Annotated in this window: 14 protein-coding genes and 3 pseudogenes; 13 read left to right on the top strand and 4 right to left on the bottom strand. The window is 60.0% G+C overall.

Translation table 11 applies throughout. The features are described 5' to 3' along the window. Positions 1 to 10: 10 nt before the first annotated feature. Positions 11 to 484: a GlcG/HbpS family heme-binding protein gene (locus AACY08_RS08700; RefSeq protein ID WP_339469086.1), complete on the bottom strand. Its 474-nt coding sequence runs from the start codon at positions 482 to 484 to the stop codon at positions 11 to 13. Between the two features lie 98 nt (positions 485 to 582). On the opposite strand from AACY08_RS08700, the gene AACY08_RS08705 reads away from it, so the two are divergent. Beyond that, complete coding sequence (locus AACY08_RS08705) at positions 583 to 948, top strand: response regulator (protein ID WP_339469087.1); 366 nt, start codon at positions 583 to 585, stop codon at positions 946 to 948. Positions 949 to 1,012: 64 nt separating this feature from the next. Here AACY08_RS08705 and AACY08_RS08710 read toward each other — a convergent pair whose 3' ends face one another. Then, the gene (locus tag AACY08_RS08710; protein WP_339469088.1) at positions 1,013 to 2,017 is read right to left on the bottom strand and encodes an AraC family transcriptional regulator; all 1,005 of its coding nucleotides are present in this window, start codon (positions 2,015 to 2,017) and stop codon (positions 1,013 to 1,015) included. A 100-nt stretch (positions 2,018 to 2,117) separates the two neighbouring features. Between AACY08_RS08710 and AACY08_RS08715 the strand changes: the two genes are divergently transcribed. Beyond that, positions 2,118 to 3,212 carry a fatty acid desaturase gene (locus AACY08_RS08715; protein ID WP_339469089.1) on the top strand — a complete coding sequence of 365 codons (1,095 nt, stop codon included), beginning with the start codon at positions 2,118 to 2,120 and terminating at the stop codon, positions 3,210 to 3,212. A gap of 222 nt (positions 3,213 to 3,434) precedes the next feature. Here AACY08_RS08715 and AACY08_RS08720 read toward each other — a convergent pair whose 3' ends face one another. Next, a complete protein-coding gene (locus AACY08_RS08720) occupies positions 3,435 to 4,616 on the bottom strand; it encodes a CynX/NimT family MFS transporter (protein ID WP_339469090.1) in 1,182 nt (393 codons plus the stop codon). 111 nt (positions 4,617 to 4,727) lie between these two features. Between AACY08_RS08720 and AACY08_RS08725 the strand changes: the two genes are divergently transcribed. The 8 genes and pseudogenes from AACY08_RS08725 to AACY08_RS08760 all read left to right on the top strand — a co-directional run. Beyond that, a complete protein-coding gene (locus AACY08_RS08725) occupies positions 4,728 to 5,579 on the top strand; it encodes a LysR family transcriptional regulator (protein ID WP_339469091.1) in 852 nt (283 codons plus the stop codon). Between the two features lie 224 nt (positions 5,580 to 5,803). After that, a pseudogene (locus AACY08_RS08730) lies at positions 5,804 to 5,957 on the top strand (energy transducer TonB); the annotation flags it as partial. A gap of 226 nt (positions 5,958 to 6,183) precedes the next feature. Beyond that, positions 6,184 to 6,765 (top strand): alpha/beta hydrolase, encoded by a 582-nt coding sequence (locus tag AACY08_RS08735; protein WP_339469092.1) that lies wholly within the window; start codon positions 6,184 to 6,186, stop codon positions 6,763 to 6,765. 49 nt (positions 6,766 to 6,814) lie between these two features. Then, positions 6,815 to 7,741 carry a sigma 54-interacting transcriptional regulator gene (locus AACY08_RS08740; protein ID WP_339469093.1) on the top strand — a complete coding sequence of 309 codons (927 nt, stop codon included), beginning with the start codon at positions 6,815 to 6,817 and terminating at the stop codon, positions 7,739 to 7,741. 126 nt (positions 7,742 to 7,867) lie between these two features. Further along, on the top strand, positions 7,868 to 8,650 hold the full coding sequence (locus AACY08_RS08745) for a MetQ/NlpA family ABC transporter substrate-binding protein (RefSeq protein ID WP_339419893.1): 783 nt from the start codon (positions 7,868 to 7,870) through the stop codon (positions 8,648 to 8,650). A gap of 303 nt (positions 8,651 to 8,953) precedes the next feature. After that, positions 8,954 to 10,324: a TcdA/TcdB catalytic glycosyltransferase domain-containing protein gene (locus tag AACY08_RS08750; protein WP_339469094.1), complete on the top strand. Its 1,371-nt coding sequence runs from the start codon at positions 8,954 to 8,956 to the stop codon at positions 10,322 to 10,324. A gap of 340 nt (positions 10,325 to 10,664) precedes the next feature. Next, a pseudogene (locus AACY08_RS08755) lies at positions 10,665 to 10,841 on the top strand (amino acid ABC transporter permease); the annotation flags it as partial. Further along, a pseudogene (locus AACY08_RS08760) lies at positions 10,833 to 11,108 on the top strand (transporter substrate-binding domain-containing protein); the annotation flags it as partial. The pseudogenes AACY08_RS08755 and AACY08_RS08760, both read left to right, overlap by 9 nt. A gap of 85 nt (positions 11,109 to 11,193) precedes the next feature. On the opposite strand, the gene AACY08_RS08765 reads toward AACY08_RS08760, so the two are convergent. Next, on the bottom strand, positions 11,194 to 12,354 hold the full coding sequence (locus tag AACY08_RS08765; protein ID WP_339419896.1) for an AAA family ATPase: 1,161 nt from the start codon (positions 12,352 to 12,354) through the stop codon (positions 11,194 to 11,196). A gap of 121 nt (positions 12,355 to 12,475) precedes the next feature. Here AACY08_RS08765 and AACY08_RS08770 point away from each other — a divergent pair, with 121 nt between their 5' ends. From AACY08_RS08770 to AACY08_RS08780, 3 genes are read left to right on the top strand one after another with little or no spacing between them, the layout of a single operon-like run. Beyond that, positions 12,476 to 13,558, top strand: a complete 1,083-nt coding sequence (locus AACY08_RS08770; protein WP_339469095.1) for an efflux RND transporter periplasmic adaptor subunit — start codon at positions 12,476 to 12,478, stop codon at positions 13,556 to 13,558. Continuing rightward, the gene (locus AACY08_RS08775; RefSeq protein WP_339469096.1) at positions 13,555 to 14,625 is read left to right on the top strand and encodes an efflux RND transporter periplasmic adaptor subunit; all 1,071 of its coding nucleotides are present in this window, start codon (positions 13,555 to 13,557) and stop codon (positions 14,623 to 14,625) included. Before AACY08_RS08770 ends, AACY08_RS08775 begins: the two co-directional genes overlap by 4 nt. Then, complete coding sequence (locus tag AACY08_RS08780; protein WP_339469097.1) at positions 14,622 to 17,675, top strand: efflux RND transporter permease subunit; 3,054 nt, start codon at positions 14,622 to 14,624, stop codon at positions 17,673 to 17,675. Before AACY08_RS08775 ends, AACY08_RS08780 begins: the two co-directional genes overlap by 4 nt. The last annotated feature ends 14 nt before the right edge of the window (positions 17,676 to 17,689 follow it).

Here is a 17,689-nt window from a genome sequence, read left to right on the forward strand (position 1 = left end):
GGAGGTTTCCTCAAGGGGTGATTGTCAGGCCAAGTTGAGTGGCTGCCTTTACCGCGCACGCTTCGTCCTGCTCGGCACCGCCGGCACCGGCAATGCCCAACGCGCCCACCAGTTCAGCGTCGGCAAACAGCGGGATGCCGCCCCCGAGCAACAGCAATTCGGGCAAGCTGTTAAGGTTGGCGGCCTCGGGGTTGTTGCGCGCACGCTCGGCAAACAGGCGGGTGGGGGTTTTCGTCGACAACGCCGTGTACGCTTTGCGTTGGCTGGCGATGCTGTTGTGCGGACCTACGCCGTCGGCCCGCAGGCTGAGCAATGGATTGCCGCCCCGATCAAGTACGGTAAGTGCCGCCGTGCACTGCGCCAGGCTGGCGTCTGCCAGTTGGCGTGCGGTGTGCAAATCCAGGTCGGCGTGGCGCGGCAGCGGTGGTGCTGCGAGGGCGGTGGCGCTGATGGCGAAGCTCAAGAACAAGGCATTGCGATACATGGGAACGGCTCCAGAAAGCAGGCCGCTACCTTAGCCAGTGATCTCGGTCAAAAGCCGAACAATTCGATTACAGGTTTGTAATGAACCAAGAGGTAGGCATGCAGGTATTGTTAGTGGAAGACCAGCCGAAATTAGCGCAACTCATGGCCCAGGGCTTGAGTGAGGCCGGCTTCGCAGTGGAAGTCGCCGCCAATGGCATGGCGGCTCAGCGGTTTGTGGAAAGCGCTGAATATGACTTGGTGATCCTGGATGTGATGTTGCCGGGTTTGAATGCCTGGAAGTTGCAGCAGGCGATTCGCAAGAAGGGCGAGACGCCGGTGTTGTTCTTGACGACCACGGAAGGGATTGAGGACCGCCTGCGCGGGTTGGAACTGCATGAGGATGATTACTTGCTCAAGCCGTTTGAGGCCAAGGCTTTGGTGGCGCGGGTGAAGAAGCTGTTGCGACGTGATCGCGGGCGTTGATTGATCCGGCATGTCTAGTGCCTTCGCTATCGCGAAGAGGCCCTCAAAAACACAACACACTCACCTACCGCAAGCCATCCCTGAACTGCCCCGGCGTCATACCCGTCCAGCGCTTGAACGCCCGGTTGAAGCTGCTGGTATCGGCAAACCCCAGCAAATGGCTGATCTCTGCCAATGAGCACTGCGGATCCCGTAGATGCAGCAACGCCAAATTCTCCCGGCATTCATTGAGCAACGCATCAAACCGACACCCTTCATCCGCCAGGTGCCGCTGCAAACTGCGCAAGCTCAGGTGCAGGGCCTGGGCAATGCGCTCAGCACTTGGCTCGCCGTCCGGCAATTGCGCTTCAATAGCCGCACGCACCTTACGTTCCCAGGTCAGCGGCTGCAGCTGGGCGAGAGTGCGCTTGAGCACGGTTTCGTTGTGCTCGGCCAGTTCAGGGTTGGCGTCGTCCAAGTGGCTGTCGAAGTCGTGGGCGGCAAACTCCAGGCAGTCTTCTTCGGCGCCGAAGAACACGGGCGCCCGAAACACGGTGTGCCACGGATTGGGATCGGCAGGCTCTGGCCGTCGCAGGTGCACCGCCAGCGGTGCGTACTCACGGCCCAGGCGATTGCGGCAGGTGCGCACATAAATCGCCGCAAACGCATCAATGGCCTCGAATGCCGGCGCCGGGCTGCCCGGGGGTTGCAGCAGGCGAAAGCGGTAGCGCTCGCCGTCTCTGCTAAGCGCCAGCGTCAGCGCATCACTGACCACCTGGTGATAACGCACGATGCGCTCGAACACCTCCCGCAGGCTGCCGCTGGCTACCAGCGCATACCCCAGCGCATGGAAGGTGGTGGGGCTGACAAACCGCGACACCCGCAAGCCAATCGCCGGGTCACCGCTGGCTTGCACCGCCAATTCCCATAACCGCGTCGTGGCTGACAGCGGATAACGCGCATTGGGATCGTCCATCTGCTGCGGGTCGAGCCCGGCTTTCAGGCAAAGCGCGGCGCTGTCCAGGCCCAAGGCATCGAGCTGCTTGCGCAGGGCGCGGGTCCAGCTGGCGAGGGAGGTGGGCTCGGTCATGACGATTGGCGCTTGCGGTCAACAGGTTGGCGTCCAGGGCTAGCGTCCTGCCAGATCGCGTGGGGCAGGATGAACGCATCGATAACCAGAGGATGTGATCATGGACGGTACTTCTGCAAGCCCCCAGCAGATGAATGCACAACAGCGCGCGGCGCATATCCGTGATGTGGTGCTGGCCGAAGGCGTGCGCTTGCGCCGGCAGCACCCCTGGTTGCTGCATCAAGACGCATTGGGCGCGGGCATTCTGGCGTTTGCGCTGGTCGGCATGCTTGGCTCCGCAGCGCTCTACGTCACCGGGTATATAGCCTGGTGGGTGTGCCTGCTGCTCAACGCCTTCCTCGCTTCATTGACCCATGAACTGGAACACGACCTGATCCACAGCATGTATTTTCGCAGGCAGCGCCTGCCCCACAACCTGATGATGGGCCTGGTGTGGCTGGCGCGTCCGAGCACGATCAACCCGTGGATACGCCGCCACTTGCACCTCAACCATCACAAGGTCTCCGGTACTGAGACCGATATGGAAGAGCGCGCCATCACCAACGGCGAGCCTTGGGGTTTTGCGCGGTTGCTGATGGTCGGTGATAACGTCATGTCGGCGTTTATCCGCATGCTGCGGGCCAAGACCTGGAAGCACAAACTGTCGATCCTCAAGCGCTCGCTGCTGGTGTACGCACCGCTGGCGCTGCTGCATTGGGGCGCGTGGTACGTGTTCCTGGGTTTCCATGCCGCCAACGGCCTCGCCAGCCTGGTGGGCTCACCCATCGAATGGTCTGCCGGCACCTTGCAGGTGATGCAGGTGATCGACATCGCCGCCGTGGTGATCATTGGCCCCAACGTACTGCGTACCTTTTGCCTGCACTTTGTCAGCTCCAACATGCACTACTACGGTGATGTGGAACTGGGCAATGTGATCCAGCAAACCCAGGTGTTGAACCCTTGGTGGATGTGGCCGTTGCAGGCGTTCTGCTTCAACTTCGGCAGCACCCACGGCATCCACCATTTTGTGGTGAAAGAGCCGTTTTACATCCGCCAGATGACCGCGAAGGTGGCGCACGAGGTCATGGCGCAAATGGGTGTGCGCTTCAATGATTTCGGGACGTTTGCGCGGGCCAATCGGCTTGGTTTTCCACCGCCTGCAGGGTTTCGATCAGCACCTTCGCCACAGGCGACAAGCGAACCCCAGCGCGGCTGATCACCCCGCTACGGTTGTTCAGGCTGTCCAGGGCATGGGGCAGGTTGCGCCAGTGCAACACCTGCAATTGGTCACTGGCGAAAGCGTCGACGAACGTTTGTTCGGCGCCCAGGCCAATAGCGGGTGTTCGGCGCGGCAGAAAAATAGGAGAGCCGGAATTTTAAGGGGGCTGATTATTCCGTCAATGAAGCATGTTTTTTTATATTGAACTTAAAGGCATAGCTATAGAGCGGGTGCCGCTCGGTAGGTGGCGGGGCTGAACACGCGGGTCACCACCAGCATTGCCACGGCCGTTACGGTCAGCACCGCCCAGGCGCTGACAAAGCTGCCGGTGAGTTCGCGCAGCCAGCCGGTCAGCCATGGCGAAATCGCATTGATCAAAAAGCCCACGCCCTGCACGAAGGCAGCCAGTTGACCGGCCTGTCGCGGGTCGCGGTGGTGGTCGAGGGTCAGCAACAGGCTCAGGGCAAAACACGCGCCCAGGCCGAAACCGCACAAGGCAACCCACAGGTGGGGACATTGCAGCGGCGCGAGCAACAGGCCGAGGTAGCCGATGGTCTGGGCCAGCAGGCTGACCCACAGCAGTGGCCGACGGTCTATCCCGCGTTGCGCCAGCACCGGCATCAACAGCGCGGCGATCACCTGGAAGATGGTCATGAATGCCAGCAGCGAACCACTGGGCAACACGCCCCAGCCCAGTTGCTGATAATAGGCGGGCAGCCAAGCCACCATGCTCATGTAACCGCAGTTCACCAAGCCGAAATACAGCGCCAGCAGCCACGCGCGACGGTTGCGCAGGCCCTGGAATGCAGGCGTTGCCTGTGGGTTTTTGGCTGTGCCGAGCGGCAACCAGGCCCACAGCAGCAGCGCCGCCAATGCGGGCAACAGCCACACGCCAAGCCCGGCCTGCCAGTGCTGGAAGTAGCTGGCCACCACCGGGCTAAGCAGCGCTGCCAGGCCGCCACCGGCCATCAGCGACGCCGAATACACGCCCATCGCCACCGGCACACGGTGACGAAACTCACGCTTGATCATCGCCGGCACCAACGCCTGGATCAGCGCCACACCGGCACCGCCGAGCAAGGCCGTGACCAGCAGCGCCGAACCCTGGCCCATCAGCCAACGGGCCAGGCACGCCAGCAGGATCATCATCAGGCCCAGGGCAATGCCGCGCCGCTCACCCAACTGCGCTTCAACGCGCACGCCCACCAGCGCCACCAGGCCCATGCACACCACCGGTAGGCTGGTGAGCAAGGCGCTGCTCTGGAAACTCAAGCCGGTGGCCAGGCGTATTTCGCCGAGCAAAGGGCTGATGGAACTGAGGATGGGTCGCAGATTGAGACCCAGGACTACCAACAGTCCCCAGCCGGCGAATTTGCTGGCAGATGAAGGGTTGAGCGTCATGCAGCAGGCGTCCGAAGGGTCAAAAATGAAGCGTGAGTATGGGCATCACCACGGGTATTCTGAAATTAAATATAACCATGCCAACCAGTGGCAAATGGAATGGTGAGCGCCATGTTTGATCCCGTGTTATTGCGCAGCTTTGTCGCCGTGGTGGATTGCGGCAATTTCACCCGCGCCGCCGAGCGCCTGCACCTGACCCAATCCACCGTGAGCCAGCAGATCCGCCGCCTGGAACAGGGGGTGGCGTGCCAGTTGCTGGATCGTGACCAACGCCGTGTGGTGGCGACGGCGGAGGGGGAACGCCTGCTCGCTTATGCGCGGCGCATCCTCGCGCTGAATGAGGAAGCCGCTGACGTATTGATCAGCCAGCAAAGCGACGGCGTGCTACGCCTCGGTGTACCTGAAGACTTTGCCGCCGAACGCCTTATGCCTCTGCTCTCGGCCTTTGTGCAGGCCTATCCTCGAGTGCGCCTGGAGGTCACCAGTGGCCTCGGCCCCGAATTGCAGCGTCAGTACCGCGGCGGTGAGTTCGATGTGTTGTTGGTCAAGCAGATGGGCGACAGCGACGACTGCCTGGCCTCATGGCCAGAGCCTTTGTGCTGGGTGGACAGTCGTCACACACCGTCACTGGGTCGCGATCCCCTGCCGTTGGTGGCATTCCCGGTGGGCGGCCTGTACCGCAATGAAATGCTGCAACACCTGGAAGTGGGCGGCTGGCGCTGGCGTATTGGCTATTCCAGCGCGAGCCTGGCCAGCGTGTGTTCTGCGGTCGTGGCGGGGTTGGGGATCAGTTTGTTGCCCCGTCGAGTGGTGGAGGCCGGGCATGTCGTACTGGGCGCAGACAGCGGTTTGCCCAAGGTGCAGGGCGTTCGGCTTGCGCTGTATGGGCGCGCTGGCCTGGGTGCGGCAGGGCAGAGCTTGCAGCGCCAATTGCTTGATTTGTGCACGAACAACCCTGCCTGACCGATGCCTTTGCTGAATATTTTATGCCTCAAATGCATTGAAAAGCAGCGACTCGACGCCAGCCCGCGCAGGACGTGGATATCCAGTTTCTGGGTGCTTCGCTTATTCATTTTTTGATCTATTTATAACTTTAAGAGATAAGCGTCTGGCCCCGATGATTCAGCCATCGACGGCCTTCCATGCAGGCCCGTCGGTTTTTGTTCAAGACCGTAGGGAGTGAATCAATGGGCAATGTCCAGACCGCCGCCAGTGCACACGAGGCGCAAGGGCGCAAGGGCGCCAGGCACCGGCTGGCGATTTGGTCGCCCTTGGCCGGCCGCACCGCGCGCCGTTGGGCACCTGCGAACGCAGAAAACTCCAAAGCGTTTCTCCAGCCGTCACTTGAATCCATTGAAAGCGTGGTGATCTGGCTGCTGGTGGTCTTTTCGGTCGCCACCTGGGGCCGGCCACGACACTGACCCACCGCCTTCGCGAGCAAGCTCCCACATTTTGACTTGTGGGTTTGAGATTTTGGTTATTAATAAATAGCTTCTTATTCCTTAACGGATATAACCACCGTCCCTATACTGTTCAGCAACGTTAAACGCCGCAGGAGGGCACATCCATGCACAGCGAGTCGACTCGTTATCTGATCGTGCCGGGCTGGCAAGGATCGCCAGTAGACCATTGGCAAAGTCACTGGCAGACCAACCTGCCCAACAGTGCACGGGTGGAACAGGCCGATTGGCTCACCCCGCGTCGCGAAGACTGGGTAGCCGCGCTGGCCGAAGCCATCGCCGCCGACAGCACGCCGGTGATCCTGATCGCGCATAGCCTGGGCTGCATCACCGTAGCGCATTGGGCGGCCACGGCCCCCGTGCAGTTTCTACGGCACGTGCGCGGCGCCTTGCTGGTGGCCCCGGCCGATGTCGAACGTCCTGCCTGCTCGCCTGCCTTGCGCAACTTTGCGCCGATCCCCACCCACCTGCTGCCGTTTCCCAGCCAGGTGGTCAGTTCCGATAACGACAGTGCCGTCAGTGCTCCACGAGCCTTGGAGCTAGCGCGTAACTGGGGGGCCGAAGCCGGGATCTTGTCCGGTGCCGGGCATATCAATGTGAAATCCGGCCACCAACGCTGGGAGCAGGGTTTCGCTTACCTCTATCGCCTGCAGAGCCGCCTAGAGCAACACGCCCGGCGTACCGCCTGAACATTTTTCAACGTCCCGTCCCTGAGTGGATTGGTGGCGGGAGCCTGCCATGAGTCTGCATGAAACCTACGGCCAGCCTTTGCTGACCTTTCCCGATGCCGAGAAAAGCCCGCTGAGTATCCGCGCCAAGGCGTTGGTGTTTGTTGATCCCCGTTCGCGGCAACTGCGCGAAGAGCTGGAAAGCCTCGCACCGCGCGCCTTGCCCGTGTTGATCCGCGGCGAGACCGGTAGCGGTAAAGAGCTGCTGGCGCGGCATATCCACCGTGGCAGCGACCGCACCGGCTTGTTTGTCTGCGTCAACTGCGGCGCCATCAGCCCGACTTACGCCGATGCCGAATTGTTCGGCTATGCCGCTGGAGCCCACAGTGGCGCGGCCAGCAGCCGGGCCGGTTGGTTTGGATCGGCGAATGGCGGCACGTTGTATTTGGATGAGATCGGCGACTTGCCGCTGCCGATCCAGGTGAAACTGCTGGCCGCCCTGGAAAACCACGAAGTCACCCGCGTCGGTGCCCATCAGCCTAGCCCGGTGGATGTGCGCCTGGTCGCCGCCACCAGCATCGACCTGGCCCAGGCCGTGGCTGCCGGCAAGTTCCATGAGCGCTTGTTCCATTACTTGAGCGAAGGCCGGTTGGACCTGCCGGCGTTGCGCGAGCGCGTCGGCGATATCCTGTCCCTGGCCGAGTACTTCCTCGGGATCTACAGTCAGCGCTTGGACCTGCCGGCGCCGCTGATCAGTGATGCCGCCCAGCGTGTGTTGGAACACCACAGCTGGCCGGGAAACACCCGTGAGCTGGAAAACGTTATTCACTTTGCGTTGCTGGTCAGCAGCGGCGACGAGATTTTGCCCGAGCATTTGAACCTGCCAGTGGCGGGCTCGCCGCTGGAGCAAGTACAGCGAATTTTCAACAGTGCCAGCCTTGCCGAGCAGGAAACGCTGCGCAAATTCCTGTATGAACAAAATGGAATATCAACGTGAATAAAAGATATTGTTCGGGAATAAAAAATCTAGGTATTGTCCATCCCATGCCTCGATAGCACTTCGCTGGCACACCATATAAGAACGGTCGTCAGAGACGCCCCGGAATTTCGATAAGGACACTGCATGAAAAAGGTTCTGTTGTTTACCGCACTGGCGGCTGCCCTGACTGCAAGCTTGGCCCAGGCCAACGAGAAACTGGTGGTTGCTGCCACTCCGATCCCGCACGCTGAGATCCTCGAGCTGATCAAGCCGACCCTGGCCAAAGAAGGTGTGGACCTGGAAATCAAAGTCTTCACCGACTACGTGCAACCCAACACGCAGGTTGCCGAGAAACGCTTGGATGCCAACTACTTCCAGACCCTGCCGTACCTGGAAAACTTCAACAAGGGCAAGGGCACCAACCTCGTCACCGTCGTCGGTGTACACGTTGAACCGATCGGCGGTTACTCGAAAAAGATCAAGAACATTTCTGAACTCAAAGATGGCGCGACCGTTGCCATCCCGAACGAAGGCTCCAACAGCGGCCGTGCCCTGTTGCTGCTGCAAAAGAACGGTCTGATCACGCTGAAAGACCCGACCAATGCCCTGTCCACGCCGAAAGACATCAAGGACAACCCCAAGCACCTGAAATTCAAGGAGCTGGAATCGGCCCTGCTGCCACGCGTGCTGGATCAGGTTGACCTCGACGTCATCAACACCAACTACGCCCTGGAAGCTGGCCTCAACCCAGCGAAAGACGCGCTGATCATCGAAGACGCCAAGTCGCCCTACGTGAACTTCCTGGTGGCGCGCCCGGACAACAAGGACAGCGATGCTATCCAGAAACTGTCCAAGGCCCTGACCAGCCCGGAAGTCAAAGCCTTCATTGAGAAGAAGTACAACGGCGCGGTAGTGCCGGCGTTCTGATGTAAGCCAAAACCCCCTTCAAGGTTTCAACGCCGACGGCTTGTACTGCGTCGGCGTTTTTTATGCCCGGTCTTTTTGAGAAAACAGGGTTAGAAAATATAGGCGTATCAACTACTTTATTGGCCTAAGCGAATTGTTTGGTTCATTTATCAATTTGAATAATTAATTCTGGGTGTGTTTATAAATTATCTTACAGTTTTAGTTTTGCTCGATTGAATGTGTGAGAGCAACCTTGCACAGGTTGTAGGAGTCATCGCATGGAGGCACCAGTGAGTTATATAATTTTTTGGAGCCGTTATTATTATGTTGAAAGCCATTTCCCCCAATCATGTGCCGACCTTTACGGCCGCTCCTGTCATTGGGGTTCACCCGCCAGAAAGTGCTGCAAGCTTCGACACCCAATACCCCAAAGACCAGTGCAAGCCGGTACCCAATAATATCCACATGGTCTGGGTCGGCTCCAAGCCCGGCTCAAACCAGGACGCCTACTTACGCCAGTGGGCCAAGATGAACCCCAACCATAAAATTATGTTGTGGGTGGACGCTACTCAATTCGATGCTTATACAACCAATAAAACAGCACAGGCTAACGCTGAAAGTATCTATCCAAACTATCAGTCGGAAAGGCCTGTTCGTGGCGTGTTCAGTCAACTTAAAACGGTGATGAGCAGCCCAGGGAACGAGCAGCGTAATAAGGTTGAGCAAAAACAGGTGATCTCAGAACTTAATAAAGAACTGTCGTCCTCAGGTAACAAAGCATTGAGGGCTTCTCTGCTGCCTGAGGGTGGGAAAGTGACGCCGGAGAATGCTTCGCAAGTGCTAAGTGCATTTGCGCGTCATGCTTCACGTACCGATGATAAGTTTAATCAAGCAGAAGCCACCATTCTCGACCAGACCACCAAGTCGTGGGACCGCTATGTCAGCAACCCGCCCCGTGATACGACTGCGCTAGCTGCTTTGCAAGAGCGATTCGCAGACCTGAAAAACGTACAGATACGTGATTTGAGCAATCCGGCCGATATACGGTTGAAAAACCAGGACGTTTATCAACATGAAATCATCGGGCGCAATGGCGGTTATGCCGCAGCCTCTGACGTCGCCCGTTATGAAATCGTCAATCGACATGGCGGCACCTACACAGACATCGATCTGGAAAGCGTACGCCCGCTTGATGGCGCATTGAATGCCCATCCGGACCTGATGCTGGTCGGCATGGCGGCAGGCAAGAGTGAAGCGAGTGGCAACGCCACACCTTATTTTGCCAACGCGTTGTTCGCCAGCCATCCCCAGAGCGCGATGCTGACGACCATGATTGATGACATCGGGGATAAATACCGCTCGATGAAAGGTAATGAGTACGCCGGCGACCGTTATTTCAGCCGCCCGAACAAAAGCACGATCGAAACCACCGGGCCCAACGCATTACGCGGGCATGTCGACAGGGTGATACAAGAAGCCAAAGGGCAACCAGACCAAATACGTAACGACGCCGCATCCTCCGCCGAACGTATATGGGACATGGCGAAGCCAGAGAACAAAGAGTACTGGAAACTGGTGGATTCGCACTTCAAGTTCCCGGACAACTACGTCAATTTTGAAACGGAAGAGCAGCAAAAAAGTGCCACCAAAGCCATGGCAGGGGGGGCTGATCGGCGGCCGTCGACGCAAGGTTAAAAGTCTGAAAAACAGCCTCACCATGGTGAGGCTGTTTTTTGTCACAGTGCCTGGCTATTGATCGCCCTGCGCAACGCCATCAACCATTTCACCAACTCCTGCGGATCAATCGGTTTCCCTTCGTTCATTGTTCAGTCCCTCGAGTCTCAGACCCCCCAACCATAGCCGTCATCCGGCAAACCCGCGAATCCGTCAGTTATCTTCTTGATCGATATCAATGTGCCGTCTGGGTATTTAAATTTTTGCTTTTATACCTTTAAAGTTCGCGCTACTCGGCGTTACCCACGAAGGATCGTATCGCGCTCGCTGCAGTCATGGACTGAAAATGACCTTCGGTTCCGCTTTTATCCTCAGCACCCTGCCGGCGCTGTTCGCCAATTTCATCTTCCTGCTCAAGGAAACCCCGGTGGTCTCCGCCGTGGCGGTGCCGGAGATTCTCTACACCCCCAAGAGCTACATCGTCCTGTACTACAAGACTTACGAGATGCTCGCCGTACTGACGCTGATTTGCGTGCTGCGGGTTTACCTGGGGCTGTTCCGTGCGATCCCGGCGCTGGTGTGGTTGTACCTGCTGTTTTTCGGCCTGCCGATTTTCTTTGGCCTGAGCGTGCAAAGCGACAAGGTCGATCTGATCCTTGCCAACATGACGGTGACCCCGGAGCGCAAGGAGGCGGTGGACTTCACCAACCCCAACCCGAAAGTCGCGGTACAGGCCCTGGTGCCGAACAACAGCGCCGTGAAAAGCCTGGATGACCTGGCCACCCGCACCACCATCGTGACCACCGACAGCCAGCTCCCACATTTGAAGGTATTCACAAATCAAAATGTGTGAGCGGGCTTGCCCGCGATGAGGCCAGTACAGACACCCCCTATTCCGGCCAATGCCAAGCCGGCGCATCCAGAATCCCCTGCCCAACTATCCGCGTCTCCCCCAACACCTTCTCCAGCACAATCGAATTACACCCCTCATCCTGCTGCAACGCCGCAATCAAGCGGCTGGCATGGGACACCACCCACACCTGGCAATGCTGCGAAGCCTGGATAATCAAGCGCGCCAACGCCGGTAACAAATCCGGGTGCAGGCTGGTCTCCGGCTCGTTCAGCACCATCATGGTCGGTGGCCTAGGTGTCAGCAGCGCCGCGATCAGCAGCAAGTATCGCAAGGTGCCGTCGGATAACTCTGCCGCCGACAGTGGCCGCAGCAAACCTTCCTGATAAAACTCAATCGCAAAACGCCCGCCCTGCAGCGGCTCGATATTCAAGCGCGCACCGGGGAACGCATCGCTTACCGCCCGCTGCAAAGCCTCGGGGTCACCGATCTCGCGAATCGTCTGCAACGCCGCCGCCAGATCGCGCCCATCGTGGTGCAAAACCGGTGTGCGCGTCCCCAGTTGCGGTTGGCGTACCGGTGCATCCACATCGCTGCGAAAGTGGTCATAAAAGCGCCAGCCACGGATGTTTTCCCTTAGCAACAACACCTCCGGCGAGCCGCGCAGGCTGCCGACTTGGTCAAACAGGCTGTGGTAGTTGGGTGTGTGCTGGGCGAGGACATCCCAGTTTCGACCGTCGCGTGCGCGCACCATGGGCCCGGACCGTTGCACCAGCAGGCTGGCCGGGCGGTAGAGGTGGCCGGCCCAGATGCATTCCTTCTTTACTTCCGGGTCCAGGGAGAAGTACGACAGAGTCTTTTCCGGCAGCCCCAGGGAAATCGCGTAGCTGAAGTCGTCCCCGGCAAAGCCCAGGCGCAAGCGTTTGACGCCCTGGCGCACGGTGGACTCAATCGGCACCTCACCGTTGCGCATGCGCCGGCTGATGGTTTCCGGCCCGGCCCAGAATGTGGAGTCCAACCCGCCTTCACGGGCCAGCGCATTGATCACCCCGCCTTGGGCGGTTTCCGCCAGCAGGCGCAGGGCGCGGTACAAGTTGGACTTGCCGCTGCCATTGGGCCCGGTGACCAGGTTCAGGCGGTCCAGGGGCACCACCAATGTGTTGATCGAGCGGTAATTGGCCACCGCGAGGGTCTTGAGCATGGGCATTCAGTCGGCTTGGGAACCATCGGAGTATGAGAGCCTCCATGCAGATAAGGAACCCTGATCTAAGCTCACAGTCGCATACACACTGGCAAGTCGGCATCACGCAAAAGGAGCCTGCATGGGCGCTCGCGTTTCCACCTGTATTTTTGGTCTCTGCCTACTGACGCTGTTGAGCGGCTGTGGCGAGGATAAGGCTGAACCCAAGCCGCATTCACGGGTGTTTGTGCAGACCGTACAGTCGGCGGGCTTCGCCGCGGCTGTCACGCTGACCGGCGACATTCAGGCCCGTGTGCAAACCGACCTGTCGTTCCGCGTCGGCGGCAAGATCATCCAGCGCATGGTGGATGTGGGTGACCGCGTAACCGCCAAGCAAGTGCTGGCCAAGCTCGACCCGAAGGATTTGCAGACCAACGTCGATTCCGCCCAGGCCCAGGTCGTGGCCGAGCAGGCACGGGTCAAGCAAACCGCCGCCGCCTTTGTCCGCCAGGAAAAACTCTTGCCCAAGGGTTACACCAGCCGCAGCGAATACGATTCCGCCCAGGCCGCGCTGCGCAGCAGCCAAAGCGCACTGGCGGCCGCCCAAGCCCAGTTGGCCAATGCCCGCGAACAACTCCGTTATACCGCGCTGATCGCCGAAGCGCCGGGTGTGATTACGGCGCGTCAGGCCGAGGTCGGCCAGGTGGTACAGGCCACTGTGCCGATTTTCAGCCTGGCCCGCGATGGCGAGCGTGATGCCGTATTCAATGTGTACGAGTCGCTGCTGGTAGAGCCGCCGCCAGATGCGCCGATCACCGTCAGCCTGTTGGATAACCCGAGCATCAAGGCCGTGGGCAAGGTCCGTGAAGTCACACCCGCCGTGGCGGCCAATACCGGCACCGTACAGGTGAAAATCGCCTTGCAAGCCCTGCCCAAAGGCATGCAACTGGGCTCGGTGGTGAGCGCTACCACCAATGGCCCGGCCAAGGCCAGTATCGAACTACCCTGGTCCGCGCTGACCAAAGATCTCAGCGAACCCGCCGTTTGGTTGATCGACGGCGACGGCAAGGCGCAATTGCATAAAGTCACCGTGGCGCGTTACCTCACTGGCAAAGTCATCATTGGCGACGGCCTCAAAGGCGGCGAAAAAGTGGTGGTGGCCGGTGGGCAATTGCTGCACCCCGGCATGCTGGTCGAGATCGCCCAGCAAGGAGCGCAGCCATGAAGCGCCTGACGGGGATACTCGCCGCCAGCCTGTTGCTGGTTGCCTGTTCGAAAGAAGAGCCGCCGCCGGAGCCCGTGCGGCCGGTGCTGTCCATGGAAGTAAAATCGGAAGATCAGGAAAACCTCGGTCGTTTCGCCGGCACCATCCAGGCCCGCTATGAAACTAACCTGGGCTTCCGCGTGCCTGGCCGTATTGCCCGGCGCGCCGTGGATGTGGGTGCCGAAGTGGAGAAGGGCGCCTTGCTCGCCGTACTCGACCCCACTGACCAACAGAACCAATTGCGTTCTGCCCAGGGCGATCTGGCGCGCGTACAGGCGCAATTCATCAACGCCCAGGCCAACGCCCGCCGTCAGCAGGCGTTATTCAACCGTGGCGTCGGTGCGCAGGCGCAACTGGATATCGCCCAGACCGACCTGAAAACCACCCAGGCTTCCCTCGACCAAGCGCAGGCCTCAGTCAATCAAGCCAAAGACCAACTTAACTACGCCGAACTGCGCACTGACCACGCCGGCATCGTCACCGCCTGGAATGCCGAGGCCGGCCAGGTGGTCAGCGCTGGACAGCAAGTGGTGACCCTGGCCCGTCCGGATATCAAGGAAGCAGTGATCGACCTGCCCGCCGGCCTGGCCGAGCGCCTGCCGCAGGACGTGGTGTTCCTGGTCGCCGGGCAACTCGACCCGAGCGTCAACACCACGGCCATCGTGCGCCAGGTTGAGCCCCAGGCGCAAAGCGCCACACGCACCCGTCGCGCGCGGCTGACGCTGGCCGAAACACCACCGGCATTCCGCCTCGGCACGGCGATCAGCGTGACGCTGAGCACCGCCATCGAGCCGCGCATCGAAGTGCCCCTGAGCGCCCTGCAGGATGTCGACGGCAAGACCCGCATCTGGCTGCTCGACACCCAAAGCCAGACCGTGCAACCGCGCGACATCAACGTGATCAGCCGTGATGCCAACAGCGCCTTGCTCAATGGCGGCATCAAACCCGGCGAGCGCATTGTCACCGCTGGCGTGAACAGCCTGAAGCCTGGGCAGAAGGTCAAAATCGACGAGGACAGCCCGCGATGAAAGGGAGTTTCAACTTATCCGACTGGGCCCTTAAGCATCAGTCTTTCGTCTGGTACTTGATGTTCGTCGCGCTGCTGATGGGTGTGTTCTCCTACATGAACCTGGGCCGCGAGGAAGACCCCTCGTTCACCATCAAGACCATGGTGATCCAGACCCGCTGGCCGGGCGCGACCCAGGAAGAAACCCTTAAGCAGGTCACTGACCGCATCGAGAAAAAACTCGAAGAACTGGACTCCCTCGACTACGTAAAAAGCTACACGCGGCCGGGCGAGTCCACGGTGTTCGTGTTCCTCAAGGACACCACCAGCGCCAAGGACATCCCGGGCATCTGGTACCAGGTCCGCAAGAAGATCGACGATATTCGCGGCAACTTCCCTCAAGGTTTGCAGGGGCCGTCATTCAACGATGAGTTCGGTGATGTGTTCGGCTCGGTGTACGCCTTTACCGGCGATGGCCTTTCGATGCGCCAGTTGCGCGACTACGTGGAACAGGTGCGCGCTGAGATTCGTTCGGTGCCGGGGTTGGGCAAGGTCGAGATGATCGGCCAGCAGGACGAAGTGATTTACCTGAATTTTTCCACGCGCAAGCTGGCGGCCCTGGGGATTGATCAGCGCCAGGTCGTGCAGAGCCTGCAATCGCAAAATGCGGTGACGCCGGCTGGGGTGATCGAGGCCGGGCCAGAGCGGATTTCCGTGCGCACGTCGGGGCAATTTTCCTCGGAGAAAGACCTGGCTAACGTCAACCTGCGGCTCAATGACCGCTTCTATCGCCTGGCAGATATCGCAGAGATCGCGCGTGGCTACGTCGACCCGGCGCGGCCGATGTTCCGTTTCAACGGTAAGGCGGCGATTGGCTTGGCCATCGCCATGCAGAAGGGCGGCAATATCCAGTCGTTCGGCAAGGCCTTGCATGAACGCATGGACGAACTGACCGCCGACCTGCCGGTGGGCGTCGGCGTGCACAAGGTCTCCGACCAGGCGGAAGTGGTGGAGGAAGCCGTCGGCGGCTTTACCAGTGCCCTGTTTGAAGCGGTGATCATCGTGCTGGTGGTGAGTTTTATCAGCCTGGGCATGCGCGCCGGGCTGGTGGTGGCGTGCTCGATTCCGTTAGTGCTGGCGCTGGTGTTCGTGTTCATGGAGTACAGCGGCATCACCATGCAGCGGGTATCGCTGGGCGCGTTGATTATCGCCTTAGGCCTGTTGGTGGATGACGCGATGATCACCGTCGAGATGATGATCACGCGCCTGGAAAAAGGCGAAACCAAGGAGCAGGCGGCGACCTACGCGTACACCTCGACGGCGTTTCCGATGCTCACCGGTACTTTGGTGACGGTCGCCGGCTTCGTGCCAATTGGCCTTAACGCCAGCTCGGCGGGCGAGTACACCTTCACCCTGTTCGCGGTCATTGCCGTAGCGATGCTGGTGTCGTGGGTGGTGGCGGTGCTGTTTGCGCCGGTGATCGGCGTGCATATCCTCAGCGCCAACGTGAAGCCGCACGATGGCGAGCCGGGGCGGATTGGCCGCGCTTTCAATGGCGGCATGCTGTGGGCCATGCGTAACCGCTGGTGGGCGATCGGCATCACCGTGGCGCTGTTTGTAGCGTCGGTGTTCTCCATGCAGTTTGTGCAGAACCAGTTCTTCCCCTCGTCGGACCGCCCGGAAATCCTCGTCGACCTCAACCTGCCGCAGAACGCCTCGATCAACGAGACGCGTAAAACCGTCGACCGTCTGGAAGCGATCATCAAGGACGATCCGGACATTTCGCGCTGGAGCACCTATATCGGCCAGGGCGCGATCCGGTTCTACCTGCCGCTCGACCAGCAGTTGGAGAACCCCTACTACGCGCAATTGGTCATCGTGAGTAAGGGCCTGGAGGAGCGCGGCGAGTTGATCCAGCGTCTGCAAAAGCGCCTGCGCGATGACTTTGTCGGCATAGGCAGCTATGTGCAGCCGCTGGAAATGGGCCCGCCGGTGGGGCGCCCGATTCAGTATCGTGTGTCGGGCAAAGACACCGACCAAGTGCGCAAACACGCCATCGAACTGGCGACGTTGTTGGATAAGAACACCCACCTGGGCGAGATCATCTACGACTGGAACGAGCCGGGCAAAGTGCTGCGCATCGACATTGCCCAGGACAAGGCGCGGCAACTGGGGCTGTCGTCGGAAGACGTGGCGCAATTGATGCACAGCGTGGTCAGCGGCGCCTCGGTGACCCAGGTGCACGATGATATCTACCTGATCAACGTGGTTGGCCGCGCCGAAGACGCCGAGCGCGGCACGCCGGAAACCTTGCAGAACCTGCAGATCGTCACGCCCAACGGCACCTCGATTCCGCTGCTCGCCTTTGCCACCGTACGCTATGAGTTGGAGCAGCCGCTGGTGTGGCGTCGCGACCGTAAGCCGACCATCACCATCAAGGCCTCGGTGCGCGATGAGATGCAGCCGACGGACCTGGTGAAGCAGCTCAAGCCGGAAATCGACACGTTCAGCGCCGGTTTGCCGGCGGGTTACAAGGTCGCCACCGGCGGCACCGTGGAGGAAAGCGGCAAGGCCCAGGGCCCGATTGCCAGCGTGGTGCCGCTGATGTTGTTCCTCATGGCGACCTTCCTGATGATCCAGCTGCACAGTGTGCAGAAGATGTTTCTGGTGGCGAGTGTTGCGCCGCTGGGGCTGATCGGCGTGGTGCTGGCGCTGATTCCCACAGGCACGCCCATGGGCTTTGTGGCAATCCTGGGTATTTTGGCGTTGATCGGCATCATCATCCGCAACTCGGTGATCCTGGTGACGCAAATCCATGAATACGAGGTGGCCGGCTATACGCCGTGGGATGCGGTAGTGGAAGCCACCGAGCACCGGCGTCGGCCGATCCTGCTCACGGCGGCGGCGGCGAGCCTGGGCATGATCCCGATTGCGCGGGAAGTGTTCTGGGGGCCGATGGCGTACGCGATGATTGGTGGGATTATCATCGCCACGTTGCTGACGCTGTTGTTCCTGCCGGCGCTGTATGTGGCCTGGTACAAGATTCGCGAGCCGAAACAGGAGAACGCCTGACTGTCGTTGCCTTC

Source organism: Pseudomonas sp. EL_65y_Pfl1_R83 (assembly GCF_963970695.1).
In the GTDB taxonomy this organism is placed as follows: Bacteria; Pseudomonadota; Gammaproteobacteria; order Pseudomonadales; family Pseudomonadaceae; genus Aquipseudomonas; species Aquipseudomonas tritici.